The sequence below is a fragment of the Komagataeibacter europaeus genome (genome assembly GCF_002173515.1).
Lineage (GTDB): Bacteria > Pseudomonadota > Alphaproteobacteria > Acetobacterales > Acetobacteraceae > Komagataeibacter > Komagataeibacter europaeus.
This window is the reverse complement of record NZ_CP021467.1, coordinates 2,313,586-2,327,314: the sequence shown is the minus strand read 5'-3', so window position 1 is coordinate 2,327,314 and position 13,729 is coordinate 2,313,586. Positions and strand designations below refer to the sequence as shown.

The window sequence follows — 13,729 nt, the reverse complement described above, 5'->3', positions numbered from 1 at the left end:
TGACGCCTGGACAAAGGGCGGACATCACTGAAGCGGAACCATTGCCCGATGCAGTCGACACCGGTGCCTCCGTCACCGACACGCCCTGAAATCCCGCGCACCCGCTTGTGATGCCGGGCGGGGGCGCGAAAGCCCGGTGGCGTTCCCATATTCCCTGCAACCACAAAGGGAAGGAGCGCCACCATGACCGAACCCACCACGCCCACGATCACGGACTGCCCCATCGGGCTGGATGCCACCGGCACACGGCGCGAAAAGGATTCGATGGGGGAAATTGATGTCCCCGCCAACCATTACTGGGGTGCGCAGACACAGCGCAGTCTTGTACATTTCTCGATCGGGCGGGACCATATGCCCATTGAGGTATGCCATGCCTACGGGATCGTGAAAAAGGCCGCGGCACAGGTCAATGCGGCGGATGGACGCATGCCGCAATGGAAGGCCGACGCCATAAGCCGTGTCGCCGATGAGGTGATTGCGGGCAGGCTGGATTCCGAATTCCCGCTATTTGTCTGGCAGACCGGATCGGGCACCCAGACGAACATGAACGTGAATGAAGTCATCGCCAATCGTGCGATCCAGCTTCTGGGCGGGACCATCGGGTCCAAGACGCCGGTTCACCCCAATGACGACGTGAACATGGGGCAGTCGAGCAACGATTCCTTTCCCACCGCCATGCATGTCGCAACCCTGCTGGAAATCGACAGTCGCCTGCTGCCGCGCGTGCGTGAACTGATCGAAAGCCTGCGCGCGAAGGCGGAAGAGTGGATGCAGGTGGTCAAGATTGGCCGTACCCACCTGCAGGACGCCGTACCCCTGACAGTAGGGCAGGAATGGTCAGGCTGGGCGCAGCAGCTTGAAGATGCGCTGGAAGCGGTCGAGGCAGCGCGTCCCGCCCTGCTGCAGCTTGCGGCGGGTGGTACGGCGGTGGGCACCGGGCTAAACGCCCCGCCGGGTTTCAGCCGCGCCATTGCAAAGCGCATTGCCGCACTGACCGACAGGCCGTTTGTCACCGCGCCCAACAAATTCGCGGCCCTTGGCGGGCTGGACGCCATGGTGCGGGCGTCCGCTGGCCTGCGCGGGGTGGCGGTCACGCTGCTCAAGATCGCCAATGACATGCGCCTGCTTGGGTCCGGCCCGCGCTGTGGCCTTGGTGAGTTGCACCTGCCGGAAAACGAACCCGGTTCCTCCATCATGCCTGGCAAGGTCAATCCGACCCAGTGCGAGGCCATGGTCATGATCTGCACGCAGGTGCTGGGCAATGACGCCACGGTGGCGTTTGCAGGCAGCCAGGGACAGCTTGACCTGAACGTGATGCGTCCGGTCATTGTCGCCAACGTGCTGCATGCCATCCGCATCCTTGCCGATGGCTGTCATAATTTCCGGATCTTTTCAGTCGAGGGTACGAAGCTGAACCGCAAGCGCATTGATTCTTACGTGGCGGGTTCAGTCATGCTGGTGACGGCGCTGAGTCCCGAGATCGGGTACGACCGTGCATCCGCCATCGCGCATCAGGCCATGGAACATGACATCAGCCTGCGCGAGGCAGCCCTTGCCTCGGGCTTTGTCGATGGCGCCACCTTCGACCGTCTTGTCCGCCCGCTGGATATGGTGGGCAAGGGGGTAGGGGGGGCCTGATACTTGAAAACAGACAAAGGTTTTTGGTGAGGCTTTTTTCAAAAAGCTTCGTTAAACGCCGCCTTCTTGAAAAAAGGCGGCACCCAGACCCTTTTATTTTCCAGACAAGACATTACGAAGGCGCGGCCCCCTGCGTGTTGACCTGCAGGGTAAACAGCGCGTCACCCGCGCACATGAACAGCACGTCGCGCTTGGGGCCGCCAAAAGTCAGGTTCGATACCCCGCGTGGCAGGCGCAGCCGCCCGATCATGTGGCCGTGGGGATTGTACACCACCACGCCACACAGCCCCAGCGGCCCGTTGGCCCCACACCACAGATTGCCAAAAATGTCGGTGCGCATGCCATCGGGGATCATCTGGTGGCCGTTCAGCATCATGTCGGCAAAGGGGCGCAGGTTGTGTACCTCGCCCCCCGCCACGTCGCCCGCATGGATATGCTGGTCGCCGCCATGCCCGTTCTGTCCCGGTCCGGGGCCATCGCAAATGACATAGACGATCTTTCCATCCGGAGAGAACGCAATCCCGTTCGGGTCCGGCAACTGCTGCTGCGTCAGCACGGCGCGGATATCGCCGGTGGCCGGGTCCACGCGGAAGACATGGTCTTCCTGCCGCCTGTGGCCGCCAAACTGGGTCACGACTTCCCCATCCAGCGTCCAGCGTTCGACACCGCCCCGGTTGGCCGGTGCGCCGGGGGCATCCGGGTGGCCTTCCACGATCGTGTCGCCATAACCGGGATCGGTAAACCAGACGCTGCCATCCGGGTGGATCGCCACGTCATTGGGGGAGTTCAGGGGCGCGCCGCCGTAACTGTCGGCCAGTACGTGGCATGACCCGTCATGTTCCCACCGGACCACGCGGCGCATGCCGTGTTCACAGCTGACAAGACGGCCCTCGTTATCAAAGGCATTGCCGTTGCTGTTGTAGGAATAGTCGCGAAAGACCGAAACCGCGCCGTTTTCCCACAGATAGCGGTACTGCTGGGCGCGGATCGTGTCGCTCAGCAGCAGGAATCGTCCCTCGCTGTTCCATGCCGGCCCCTCCAGCCATCCCCCGCCGCGCCATGCCAGTTTCAGCCCGGCATTGGCATAGGCCAGATTGCCGAAGCCGGGATCCAGCACCAGTATGTCCGGGTCCGGCAGGGGCGTGACCGGTGCATCCGCCCCCCATTGCCGCGGCGGGTTTGAGATGACGCTGGACGGTTGTGGCAGGTTTTCCACGGTTGTTGCCGCGCGGGCGTGCAGTCCGCTGGCCCACAGGCCCCCCGTGGCCAGCCCCCCGGCAAGTATGGCACGCCGGCCGGGATGGAGCGCAGGGGAGGCTGGCGGCATGAAAACGTCTTTCTGCTGTTTATGAATGGAAGGATTATTTGAAAATAACCTGCTGATAAAAACAAATAAAAGTTTTCGGGTGCCACCTTTTTCAAAAAGACGGCGTTTCTAGAAGCTCTCTGAAAAAAGTTTCACCAAAAACTTCCTGTTATTGTCAGTTCGTTTCCTGGCTGGGACCATCAGGTCAGTTTTCGATATCCTGCAGGACTTCAAAACCCTCGAACACCGGGGGACCAGCCATGAGCGGCTTGCGGTTGCCCGCATGGGCATGGGCGGCGCGGAACTGTTCCGACTGCGTCCAGCCGACAAAGGCTTCATACGATTCCCACACGGTGTGCGAGGCATAGAGGATGTAATCCTCATGCGTCGGACCCTTGAGGAACTGGAAACTGACAAAGCCGGGCACGGTGCGCAGGTGGACTTCGCGCCCCAGCCAGCGTTCACGGAATTCCTGTTCGTTTTCAGGCGGGATACGGAAACGGTTCATGGCAATGTACATGCTGTGTTTCTCCTGTTCTGTAGCCGGACTGACCTTAGCGACCGCCGGACACCGTCATCACGCTTCCTGTCATATATGATGATGCGGGGGAAAGGAGAAAGGCCACCGCCTGCGCGATTTCATCCACATGCCCGACACGTCCCATGGGCACGACGGTTTCCGCCAGCTTCACGGTTTCCGGCGATACCATGTCTGTCGCGGTCAGGCCGGGGGCGACCGCATTGACGCGTATGCCCTCATGCGCGACCTCGTTGGCCAGGCCACGGGTGAAAGTCTCGACCGCCGCCTTGGTCGCGGCATAGGGCACCAGCCCCGGCAGCCCGCCCAGACGGGCGGCAACCGATGACAGGTTCACGATCACCCCGCCCTTTCCGCCATGGCGGGTTGACATGCGGCGCACGGCCTCGCCCGCCGCCAGCATGGTGGCGCGGACATTGATGTTGAACAGGGTATCCAGCGTTTCGGCAGTCTGTTCATCAATGCGCACCTTCGTGCCGGTAATGCCTGCATTGTTGACCAGCCCCGCAAGCGGCCCGAGTTCGGTCGCGCGTTCGAACAGGGCATGGATTTCTTCGGGCTTCGAGACATCGGCCCGGATCGCCAGCGCGCGGCCGCCACTGGCCGTGATGGTGCGGGCCAGTTCTTCCGCCGGGGCGGCGTTGGCGGCGTAATTGATGGCGACGGCATGGCCTTCACGTGCCAGCAGGCTGCTTATGGCATGCCCGATGCCCCGGCTGCCGCCCGTCACGATCACGACGCCGGATGATTGCGCGGGGGTGGAATTGACGCTGTTCATGAACCCGTCCTGCCTGCTGAATTGTCAGATGGCTGATCATAAGCCCACGGGCGGCCATGCAAACAGGAAACATGGCCCCCCGCAGGTCATGGGCGTATATCAGCCATCCAGTCGCGACAGGTGGGGCAGCAGGTCGGACAGGCCCTTGATGGTGGCGTTGCGGGATAATCCCGTCTCGGCGGAGAAACGCTCGATGACCGGGGCGGGGATCAGACGGGTCACCACATTTTCATCGGCCGGGGTATTGGTCGGGTGGTTTTCCCACTGCGTGACCTGCGCCGCCAGCCCCGCCTTGCGCGCCCGATCATGCAGTTCGCGCCGTCCGGGGCTGTCAGCGTCGCCCATATAGGCAATGACCGCACTCATGAGGCCCGACGTATCCGTGCGTGCCCCCGTCAGCGTATCCGCAACCTTGTCTGCGGCATGTCCGATCTGGTCCGTTGCTGCATTGGCCATGGTGGTATGCTCCTTCATCAATCAGTGGTCAGGGATACTGGGGCCAACGAAGGATGGACGGGATTTGTCCCATCACGGATTTATGAAGTCAGGCGCAAAAGACTGCGGGAACTTTCCCCGCGCCATCCATTCATCCTGTCATGATGGCTGCACTGCGTGGATGTGTCTTGACTCAGGCGGCAAAGTGCAATGCGCTGGATGATATAACAAAAATTGCCATGTCATTTCTGAAGGGAGACAGCCCGATGCAATGCATTCCCGCCGTGTGCCGTTACGGAACGCACGGCCTGATCTGGACAGTCCATTTTACCATGGCCGTCGTGCTGGCCAGTACCGGTGCCCATGCCGCAGGGCGCGAGGACCAGGCCAGTGCGTGCAAGAATGATGTGTTCCGGCTATGCTTTCTTGACATTCCGAATGAAAAACTGATGACGGAATGCCTGGAAAGCAAGCTCAGCCAGCTTTCCCCCAAATGTCGCGCCATGTTCGAGGATGACGAGGCGCAGGACGCGGAACACAAGCAGGAAGATGCCGCCGTGGCCCGGGAAGTCGCCCCAACGCACTGAACGCGCCCCCGCACGGGTCGCGCCGTATTTGACTGGCCGGGGACTTGTGTCCCACACAGGGTCATAATGACTGCGCATCAACCCGAGCGGAATACAGCCAACCATGCCTGACACCGCCCCGACCATCATGTGGTTCCGCGACGACCTGCGTCTTGGGGACAATCCCGCCCTGTGTGATGCCGCGTCACGGGGGCGGGTCGTGTGCCTGTATGTCCATGATCCGGCCTTCCCCCTGGGCGGGGCTGAAAAATGGTGGCTGCATGGTGCGCTGTCGGCGCTGGACCATGACCTGCGCGCGCAGGGTGGCCGGTTATGCATCATGGCCGGGGATACGCATGAAAGCGTCTTGTGGCTGGCCGCGCGGACGGGCGCGGGTGCGGTGGTGTGGAACCGGCGCTATGGCCCCCGTGCCCGGCAGGTGGATACAGACGTGAAGGCGGCGTTGAAGGCGCGTGGCGTTGATGCGCACAGCCACCCCGGCAACATGCTGCATGAACCATGGCAGGTCCGGACCAAACAGGGCACGCCCTTTCGTGTCTTCACGCCATGGTGGCGCGCCGTGCAGGCAAAGGGGCCACCCCTGCCACCACTGCCCGCACCCGACCAGCCTGCTTTTGCCGTGGTCCCCGCTGAAATCGGGGACCGTCTGGTGCAGCCTGCCGACCTTGCCCTGCTGCCGGTGCGACCGGACTGGGCACAGGGCCTGCGTGCGCAGTGGCAACCGGGGGAGGCGGCGGCCCATGCCCGGCTGGATGCCTTCGTCGCGGAACGGGTCCACGGCTATGCCACGCAGCGTGAACTGCCCGCGCAGCCTGCCACGTCGGGGCTGTCGCCCTATCTGCGCTTCGGCCATGTATCCCCCCGGCAGGTCTGGCACGCGGTGGAGACTTTGGGACCGGGCGACCAGGATAGCGCCTGTTTCCTGAGTGAGGTGGGATGGCGGGATTTCGCGCATGCGACCCTGTTTGACTTCCCCGGCATGGGTACCGGCAACCTGCGCCCTGAATACGACAACATGCCCTGGCGGCATGATCCGGTGGCCCTGCGGGCCTGGCAGAAGGGGAAAACCGGCTACCCCATCATTGATGCGGGCATGCGTGAGTTATGGCACACGGGCTGGATGCATAATCGCGTGCGGATGGTCGTGGCGTCGTTCCTGACCAAGCACCTGCTGCTTGACTGGCGTGTGGGCGAGGCGTGGTTTGCTGATACGCTGGTGGATGCGGATGCTGCCAGCAACCCCTTCAACTGGCAATGGGTTGCCGGGTGCGGACTGGATGCGGCCCCCTATTTCCGGGTATTCAATCCCGTCGCACAGGGGGAGAAATTCGATCCCGCCGGTGATTATGTCCGCAAATGGGTGCCGGAAATCGCCCATCTGCCCAATAAATACATCCATGCGCCATGGAAGGCCGGACCATCCGCCCCGGGTGACTATCCTGCGCCCATTGTTGATCTTGCCGGCGGACGCGCGCGCGCACTTGCGGCATGGAAGGCCTTATGACATCTGGCCGCTCCCATGCATCCAACTTAATATATGTTCAGGTCTTTCAGGGATTTCCGTACCGGATATTCAAGCCTGCACTGGTTTATGGTTTGGTAAAAATTACGTAAAACAAATACAATACGAAACATACTGAAAAATTCTGAGGCTGTATTGATAGCTTATCATTTGAAGCGCATGAAATTTTAATTTTGAGTTTTTTACAAAGCAGATCAGCAAAAAAATTATTCGGCATCTTTCCTGCAGGGGGACATGCGGATGTGACAGGGGATGGTACTACATGGGCAGGCGGTACGGTTCTGCAACAGCTGTTTCATACAGCGAGGGGCAGGTAATCTTTGGCGCGGGTCATTTTGACATGGCCACGATCCGGTCGGTCCTGGCCCGGTCCCATCGGGAAAGCAGTCAACCTCAACCTGACCACCTGCGGTCCATCCTTGCCTGTCCCGGTGCGTGGCTGAGCATGAATCTGTCTGAACTGCATGGATGGAACCATGGGCTTCTGGGTCTTGATGGCGGGACGATCGTCTTCAACCATGCCATTTCCGAGACCGTGACCATCCTGCCGGTGGAGATACGGCCCGGTGGCGGTAGCCTGATATTCAATGATGCGGCAAAACGGGGTGGAACCCTGCTGGTCCACCTGATGCGCCCGCGTCAGTCCCATGACTGTGTGCAACTGGTGTTCCAGAACTGCGCCCGGCAGTTTGCCTGTTATGATCCCATGACGGACATGACCCTTGTCGGGCTTGTGCCCGATGGCGATAAACCCGATGGCTGGACAGCCGTGCGCCTGAATGGCAACCCGTGGCGGATTGATCATCCCGTTGCGTCTGAAGGTGCCCGCGCGCCCATTCTGAAACGTGAATGGCAGGCAGTGGAACACGATACGGTCATCCTGCGCCTGCCTGCCTGAACATAGGTCAGGAACAAATCACGAAAAAGAGAAGACTCTGCATTTCCATGCCCTGAGTCCCAAAACGTCAACAGACTTATCCACAGGCCTTCAACACAAATTCAGGCTTGCGAATCTAGGTTCGTGTTGCGGTAAAGAGACAATAAATGGCTATTTTCCGCCATGAGAGCGATTCCCCCGCTTTCTTTTCCGGCCACTTTATGCAAGTGACTGCGGGACTCGGAACAGATCAGGCCAAAAAAATCCACACCTGACCGGTCTGTTTATGTGTTCCCGCCATCAGGCGTCCCCGTCATGTTCCATATGGGGGTAGGTGGCGCAGCACAGGTCAAACTCCCCCTGGATTTCAACAGGAAATTTCTCGCTGCAGACCATATCGAAACGGGCATGCAGCGACCGTCGGATCCAGACCTCGAACGGTGTGGAACGGCGGCGTTCATACGGCTGTCCGGTTTCATATAATTCTGACATGGAGTGTCCCCCTGTCCGCCATGGTGTCATGCGGGGGAAACGGTCAGGACGGCCTGACAGTTGCCATGCATTTCCGTATCCCCACCTGACCCATGTGCAACCGTTCAGGCCGCCATGTGATCCAGCAAGGGGATGCCGGTGGCCTGTGACATGTGCTGGCAATATGCCCGCACCGGCATGGGCCAGTCGAGTCCCGCCACGATCGTCAGGCTGCGCAGGTGGGCAAACAGGTGAATGTCATCGGTAGACAGCGTGCCGTTTACCGCATCGGGGCGCTGGATCAGTCTGGCAAGACGGGCAAGGTCAGCGTTCACGCTGGCCCGCAGGGCGGCGCTTTCAGCCAGGCACGTGCTGAAGGGGCCGATCATGGCTTCCTTGTTTTCGATAAAATACAGCCGCGCGCCTGTCGTTGCGAATTCTGCAAAGGGGGCTGCGGCAAACCGGGGCAGGGCCAGGCGGATGAAGGCCTGCTGCGCGTCCCGTAGCCACTGGCCTGTTTCGGGGCGCGTTGGCCCGGTCAGCAGGGGATGGCCATCCAGGGCGTCAACATGGGCGACGATATCCATGCTTTCGCCCATGAAATGTCCGTCGGTTTCCAGTATGGGCACCATCTTGCGCCCGATCATCCGGGTTGGCGTGCTGACATCATCATTAAGCAGCACCACATCGGTGACCGGCAGGTGCTTGAGCCCGAAAATGATCCGGGCTTTCACGCAGAACGGGCAGTGATCGTAGATATAAAGTTTCATACGGATTTTCAGGACCGTCGCAGGGATGCGATCTTGCGATCGGTGGTGTACTGGCTCAGCGCATAGACCGACCAGATTGCGGCCGGTATCCACCCGATCACGGTCACCTGCAGGACAAGACAGATGATGCCGGCAAAGGGGCGGCCAATCGTAAAGAACTGTAGCCACGGCAGCAGAAGGGCAAGGATAAGCCGCATGATTGATCTCCACATGCATGCCCGATCGGGCGGGACAGGGCACAATGTAGCGTGAATTGCCGTCCGGCACAGCCCGGATACCGGTTCGTGCATCATTATGACACGCATGTCCCGGATCCATGCATGCACGACCTTGCCCCATGGCCCCGCACGACCGGGCCACGACAGCCAGGGAACGGTGCTTTCCCGCCCCTGGCTGCGTCTTTTTGCACCGGTGGATAAGGACGTATCCGGATACGGTATGCCCTTTCTTTTGAAACGGGTTCGCGATAAAAACACTCCGATGGAAAACGCGTCGGATACACAATCGGCACCCGGTGGGCGTCGGAATTTCCTCGGGCTTGTTACCGCCGCAACGGCTGCCGCCGGTGCGGGCGCATGCCTGTGGCCCTTCCTGCAAAGCCTTGCCCCGCGCGACAGTGCGGCAGCCCACCTGCCGGTTGATGTGGATATATCCGCCCTGCCACCGGGACAGCAGATTGTTGTGACATGGCAGGGCAAGCCGGTTTTCATTACCCATCGCACGCCCGAATCCCTCGCGGCCCTGCAGGACGCCGCCCTGACCGGACGACTGCGTGACGGGCAGTCCAATGACCGGCAGCAGCCACCCTATGCCAGAAACTGGCACCGTTCGCTGGACCCGCGCTATGGCGTGGTGGTGGGTATCTGCACCCATCTGGGCTGTGTGCCCGCCTATAAGCCCCTGCCCGAAGGGCAGGGCGGCGGCAACTGGCCGGGTGGCTATGCATGTCCCTGCCATGGATCGAAATTCGATCTGGCCGGGCGTGTGTTCCGTGGCGCGCCCGCCCCGTACAACCTGCCGGTCCCGCCCTACAGCATGCCATCGCCCACCGTTATCCGGCTGGGTGAAAACCCGGCGGGGCAGGATTTCGATTTCGCCGGTATCCAGCAGCTCTGATCCCGGTGGCCTAGCGCACGGGTTTCAGGTGCAGGTCCATGGTATAGATCGCAACCGGCAAATGCAGGCGTGAGACCCCATCGGGCTGGAACGTCGCGGTCCGGTCAAGCTGCACGGCGGGTATCCACAGCATGCCATGGCTGTCGATCCACATGGCGTCGGCCCAGACCAGCCGCCTGTCATGAATCAGCGTGGTGGTTTTTCCCTGTGGTGTAATGCGCAGGATACTTAACCTGTTCACATCCGACACATACAGGTTGCCATCCCCGTCAATGGCTGTCCCGCCCGTCGTGGGCGTATCATGGAACAGCGTTACGGCATGGGACAGGTCGGCTGCCGACAGGGTCGGGTTTTCCAGCGCCGCCGTGGGCACCACCCACATCGGGCCGGAACTGGGCTGGAAATAGAGTTTCTGTCCATCCGGGGAGACTTCCAGCTGGTCAGCATGGATTCGCACCTGCCGGCCATGGGCGATCAGCATGCGGCCTTCGGCATACATCGGGCGGTCATCCGTGGTGGAACGGTCATGCGCCAGTACCCGTCGCTGTGCCCCGGTGGACAGGTTGACCACCACCAGCGCCGGATCCCCCGCATCGGTTACGAAAATCGTATCCCCATGGAAACGGATGTCATCCATGTAGCTGTGTGGCGTACTGGCCGCCCGGAGTGAAATGGCATGCGCCACGCGCCCGGTCGTTATGTCAAACGCCAGCAGGCGCGCCGGTGCGCCGTTGTGGGGGCTGGGTGGCCCCCCTACGTTCGCGTTCCCTGAATCCACGACCCATAGCAGTCCGTCCGGGCCGATGCGCAGGGCGTTGACGCGCACGAAGGGCTGCAGGTCGTCCCTTGTCCCGTCGGGATGGTTCCAGCGTGCATCGGGGAAGGCATGGGGCTGGCCGCCTGCGTCGATTTCAGCAACGGTGGGGCCGCTGCCGCCCCCACCCCAATAGGGGAAGGAGATGAAAGTGCGTCCGTTATCGGCGACCGCTACGGCATTCAGGACACGGTCGGATGTCCATTGCACATGCAGTCTTTCATGTGCCCGTGCCGGGCCATGCCATGTGACAGCGGCCGGAATGGCCAGAAAAAATGACAGGAACACGCGGCGCAGGCGCTGACGGGTGGTCGGCATATGCCCAGCATATCATTACGCGGGGTGATCGGTCATCACGCCTGTGTGTGGGCAAAGCCCCACATGCCACGGGCGGCATGTGGGACAGGCATTCAGGCCGCCGGGGCAGGGGCCGCCAGCTGGCCCAGGGCCGCGCGCAGCCTGTTTTCGTTTTCCGGAGAAAGCGAGGTCTGCAGCACGCGGGCATGGCCCTTGAACGTGCGCAGGTCGGCCAGAACCTTGTCGGGCTGGGACTTGCGCACCAGAATGAACAGCGCGGACGTGTTGGCCGGGATGGTGGCGCCCAGCGACTTGATGAAATTGTCATCAATGCCGTAGTCGGACATCTTGCCTGCGATCGCGCCCGCACCGGCACCCACGATGCTGCCCGCGACAAAACCTGCCAGCGGGTTCAGGCACAGCAGGCCAACCAGCGCGCCCCAGAACCCGCCAGAGAACAGGCCATACGACGCGCCGACCTTTTCCAGGTTGACGCTCTGCTGCAGGTGCAGCTTGCCATCGGCGGTGCGGATGACGACAACCGCGTCCTCCAGGTCCAGCAGGTATTCCTTTTCCAGCTTCTTGCATTCGGTCAGGGCAGCCGTGGCTTCGTCCTGGCTGTCAAAACCGATAACGATCAGATCGGACATGGGATACTCCATTTCATGTCTCCGCCCCCGGATGGTGGGGGCGGATGGTCACCATGATATTACATGGATATATCCTTCATGCCGTGGCGGTTTTTAGGCATGGATGCCCCCGGTGGGGTGCAGGTCTGGCCCGGTTGCGGGCGCAGGCCGGACACCCCATCTGCCATGAAGCGGCTCATGACGGACATGGTGGCGAACCGTCCCCCTGTCATATGTGTTGTCCGTATGTCGCGGTGTCACGCACCCATGTATTGCAAGGAAAGACAAGCCGATGTCCCGTTTCATGAACGATGATGACCGTCCCGACAATGCAGGCGAAGGCAAGCATGGCACCGCGCGCAGGCTGGCCGAAGCCGGGCTGAAGGCCGAGCGCGCAGGCGATCAGGCCCGTGCCGATGAACTGTTTGATGAAGCCGAGCGCACCGATCCCGAGGCGCTGGAAAACGTGCTGATGGAAAATCCGGCCCCCCGTCGCCGCGTGTCAGGGCGCGGATTTGGCGATGACGCCGCTGTTGCCCGTATGAGCCGCACGGTGGAACCGGATGCCGATTCCCCCTCGCGTGCCGGGATTACGGATGATGGCAGCGGTGCGGATTCCGAACGCCGGTAAGGGGTATCCTGAACGGATTTTCCAGCCAGCCCCTTATTGGGGCGGATGGGCCGCGGCGTCCGCTTCAACCGCGCATTCTTCCGCAGGGGGCGCGGACATGGTCGGGTGCAGGGCAACGACCTCCGCCCGGGCCGCGTCCATTTCCTGACGGAAGCCTTCATCCTGTTCCATGGCGGAATACAGCACGCCGCCATTCAGCCACGCGGCCATCACGTCGCTTTGCCACTGTACGCCACAGACGACCCGGCTTTCCCCGAATACCCGGGCACGCTGCATGATCCATGCCGTCCGCTCAGGCAGGATGTCAGACAGGATCAGTCCCGTCACCCAGCCCAGCGTGGCATGAAGCGAAGGATAGGATGGGTCCTGTCGCAGGCTGGCCCGCAGCGGGATGCAGGTCGACAGTTCCGCTTCGGTGAAGGGACGGGGCCGGTTCCACAGCATTTTCTGCGCATGGACCGCAGGTGTCAGGCGCCGTTCGATCCGTGTCACCAGGCCCACGAGTTCAGGCAGGTGATCCGGCGGCAAGGTAAAGCCGGCCGCACAGGAAAAGGCCGAGACCATATGGGCGGGCGTATCACGGTTATCCGCCTGCGCCAGTTTCCATCGTGGCGTCCCCTCCAGCACGCGGGTCGCGGCGAAAATGCTGGCATCCGCCGCGCGCTGCGCCGTGTCCGGGCCGGGCGGGGGCGGCAGGAAAATCTGTCCATCCGGCAGGGGCGGGCCCGCGGGGACGGTATCGGCGGCCTGTGCCGCATGGTGATGCACGACGCCTGTGCCATGATGGTGGGGATGCGCGCTGGCCTGAACGGATACCACCGCCAGCAGGGTCATCATGGCGCAGGTGGCATGGCCACCCGCCATGGCACAACGGTCAAGACGCATCTGTTTCCTGTCATTTCACCTGTTGGCCGCAACCCACGGCCCTACCATGCGCATAGCATGGGTGCAGGGACTGGCAAATCCTGTTGCAGGACAGGTGCTGCTTCTGCGCTGCCGCGTTTTATGGCATGCTGGCGACAAAGCCCGGAGGCATGCAAGAATGAACCGCAGAAACCAGATATGGCCCACCACGGTCAGTCCCGTACGCATCGGCCTGTGTGTCGTTGGCCTGACGCTGGTGGTGGTCCAGTTTTTCCATGGCCTGCACATAAGCCCCGATTCCATGCCGGGACAGGTCATGTTTCACATCGCCATGCTGGCGCTGGGGGCGATCATATTCGTCGTTGGCATGTGGGGACCGTCGCTGTAGGCACGCAGACCACTGTAACAGCCTCAGGAAATGCCGCCTTGCTGGAAAAGACGGCATGCCCCACCACA

The 13,729-nt window shown here is 61.6% G+C and carries 18 protein-coding genes; 7 read left to right on the top strand and 11 right to left on the bottom strand.

All coding sequences use genetic code 11. The features are described 5' to 3' along the window. The first annotated feature begins 183 nt into the window (after positions 1–183). Entirely contained in the window at positions 184–1,638 is a 1,455-nt protein-coding gene (fumC, locus tag S101446_RS10725; protein ID WP_010511056.1) for a class II fumarate hydratase, read from the top strand. 112 nt (positions 1,639–1,750) lie between these two features. On the opposite strand, the gene S101446_RS10720 is transcribed toward fumC, so the two are convergent. The 4 genes from S101446_RS10720 to S101446_RS10705 form a co-directional block, all read right to left on the bottom strand. Further along, a complete protein-coding gene (locus S101446_RS10720; protein ID WP_087608342.1) occupies positions 1,751–2,965 on the bottom strand; it encodes an SMP-30/gluconolactonase/LRE family protein in 1,215 nt (404 codons plus the stop codon). 184 nt (positions 2,966–3,149) lie between these two features. After that, positions 3,150–3,464, bottom strand: a complete 315-nt coding sequence (locus S101446_RS10715) for an antibiotic biosynthesis monooxygenase family protein (protein ID WP_019085358.1) — start codon at positions 3,462–3,464, stop codon at positions 3,150–3,152. 34 nt (positions 3,465–3,498) lie between these two features. Continuing rightward, positions 3,499–4,260 carry an SDR family NAD(P)-dependent oxidoreductase gene (locus tag S101446_RS10710; protein WP_087608341.1) on the bottom strand — a complete coding sequence of 254 codons (762 nt, stop codon included), beginning with the start codon at positions 4,258–4,260 and terminating at the stop codon, positions 3,499–3,501. Between the two features lie 99 nt (positions 4,261–4,359). Beyond that, the gene (locus S101446_RS10705; RefSeq protein ID WP_232272425.1) at positions 4,360–4,716 is read right to left on the bottom strand and encodes a YidB family protein; all 357 of its coding nucleotides are present in this window, start codon (positions 4,714–4,716) and stop codon (positions 4,360–4,362) included. A 218-nt stretch (positions 4,717–4,934) separates the two neighbouring features. On the opposite strand from S101446_RS10705, the gene S101446_RS10700 reads away from it, so the two are divergent. From S101446_RS10700 to S101446_RS10690, 3 genes are all read left to right on the top strand, one after another. Beyond that, a complete protein-coding gene (locus tag S101446_RS10700) occupies positions 4,935–5,282 on the top strand; it encodes a hypothetical protein (protein WP_244184195.1) in 348 nt (115 codons plus the stop codon). A 103-nt stretch (positions 5,283–5,385) separates the two neighbouring features. Next, complete coding sequence (locus tag S101446_RS10695) at positions 5,386–6,786, top strand: cryptochrome/photolyase family protein (protein WP_087608339.1); 1,401 nt, start codon at positions 5,386–5,388, stop codon at positions 6,784–6,786. Between the two features lie 463 nt (positions 6,787–7,249). Beyond that, on the top strand, positions 7,250–7,702 hold the full coding sequence (locus S101446_RS10690; RefSeq protein WP_232272424.1) for a hypothetical protein: 453 nt from the start codon (positions 7,250–7,252) through the stop codon (positions 7,700–7,702). A 279-nt stretch (positions 7,703–7,981) separates the two neighbouring features. Here the strand turns inward: S101446_RS10690 and S101446_RS10685 are convergent, their stop codons facing one another. The 3 genes from S101446_RS10685 to S101446_RS10675 all read right to left on the bottom strand — a co-directional run bounded on the left by S101446_RS10685 (position 7,982) and on the right by S101446_RS10675 (position 9,119). Further along, positions 7,982–8,173, bottom strand: coding sequence for a hypothetical protein (locus tag S101446_RS10685; protein WP_087608338.1), 192 nt, complete (start codon positions 8,171–8,173; stop codon positions 7,982–7,984). Positions 8,174–8,277: 104 nt separating this feature from the next. Next, the gene (gene grxB, locus S101446_RS10680; RefSeq protein WP_048849473.1) at positions 8,278–8,922 is read right to left on the bottom strand and encodes a glutaredoxin 2; all 645 of its coding nucleotides are present in this window, start codon (positions 8,920–8,922) and stop codon (positions 8,278–8,280) included. 8 nt (positions 8,923–8,930) lie between these two features. Continuing rightward, positions 8,931–9,119 carry a YqaE/Pmp3 family membrane protein gene (locus S101446_RS10675; protein WP_010510614.1) on the bottom strand — a complete coding sequence of 63 codons (189 nt, stop codon included), beginning with the start codon at positions 9,117–9,119 and terminating at the stop codon, positions 8,931–8,933. Between the two features lie 283 nt (positions 9,120–9,402). On the opposite strand from S101446_RS10675, the gene petA reads away from it, so the two are divergent. Further along, positions 9,403–10,038 (top strand): ubiquinol-cytochrome c reductase iron-sulfur subunit, encoded by a 636-nt coding sequence (gene petA, locus S101446_RS10670; RefSeq protein ID WP_010510616.1) that lies wholly within the window; start codon positions 9,403–9,405, stop codon positions 10,036–10,038. Positions 10,039–10,048: 10 nt separating this feature from the next. On the opposite strand, the gene S101446_RS10665 is transcribed toward petA, so the two are convergent. The 3 genes from S101446_RS10665 to S101446_RS18055 form a co-directional block, all read right to left on the bottom strand. After that, positions 10,049–11,170 carry an L-dopachrome tautomerase-related protein gene (locus tag S101446_RS10665; protein ID WP_087608337.1) on the bottom strand — a complete coding sequence of 374 codons (1,122 nt, stop codon included), beginning with the start codon at positions 11,168–11,170 and terminating at the stop codon, positions 10,049–10,051. 92 nt (positions 11,171–11,262) lie between these two features. Continuing rightward, on the bottom strand, positions 11,263–11,799 hold the full coding sequence (locus tag S101446_RS10660) for a DUF1269 domain-containing protein (protein WP_010510620.1): 537 nt from the start codon (positions 11,797–11,799) through the stop codon (positions 11,263–11,265). 59 nt (positions 11,800–11,858) lie between these two features. Further along, complete coding sequence (locus tag S101446_RS18055) at positions 11,859–12,011, bottom strand: hypothetical protein (protein WP_010510622.1); 153 nt, start codon at positions 12,009–12,011, stop codon at positions 11,859–11,861. Positions 12,012–12,070: 59 nt separating this feature from the next. Between S101446_RS18055 and S101446_RS10655 the strand changes: the two genes are divergently transcribed. Continuing rightward, entirely contained in the window at positions 12,071–12,409 is a 339-nt protein-coding gene (locus S101446_RS10655; RefSeq protein WP_010510624.1) for a hypothetical protein, read from the top strand. A 33-nt stretch (positions 12,410–12,442) separates the two neighbouring features. Here the strand turns inward: S101446_RS10655 and S101446_RS10650 are convergent, their stop codons facing one another. Then, positions 12,443–13,294: an acid phosphatase gene (locus S101446_RS10650; RefSeq protein WP_208620514.1), complete on the bottom strand. Its 852-nt coding sequence runs from the start codon at positions 13,292–13,294 to the stop codon at positions 12,443–12,445. Between the two features lie 157 nt (positions 13,295–13,451). Between S101446_RS10650 and S101446_RS10645 the strand changes: the two genes are divergently transcribed. Further along, positions 13,452–13,661: a hypothetical protein gene (locus tag S101446_RS10645; RefSeq protein ID WP_010510628.1), complete on the top strand. Its 210-nt coding sequence runs from the start codon at positions 13,452–13,454 to the stop codon at positions 13,659–13,661. Positions 13,662–13,729: the final 68 nt, after the last annotated feature.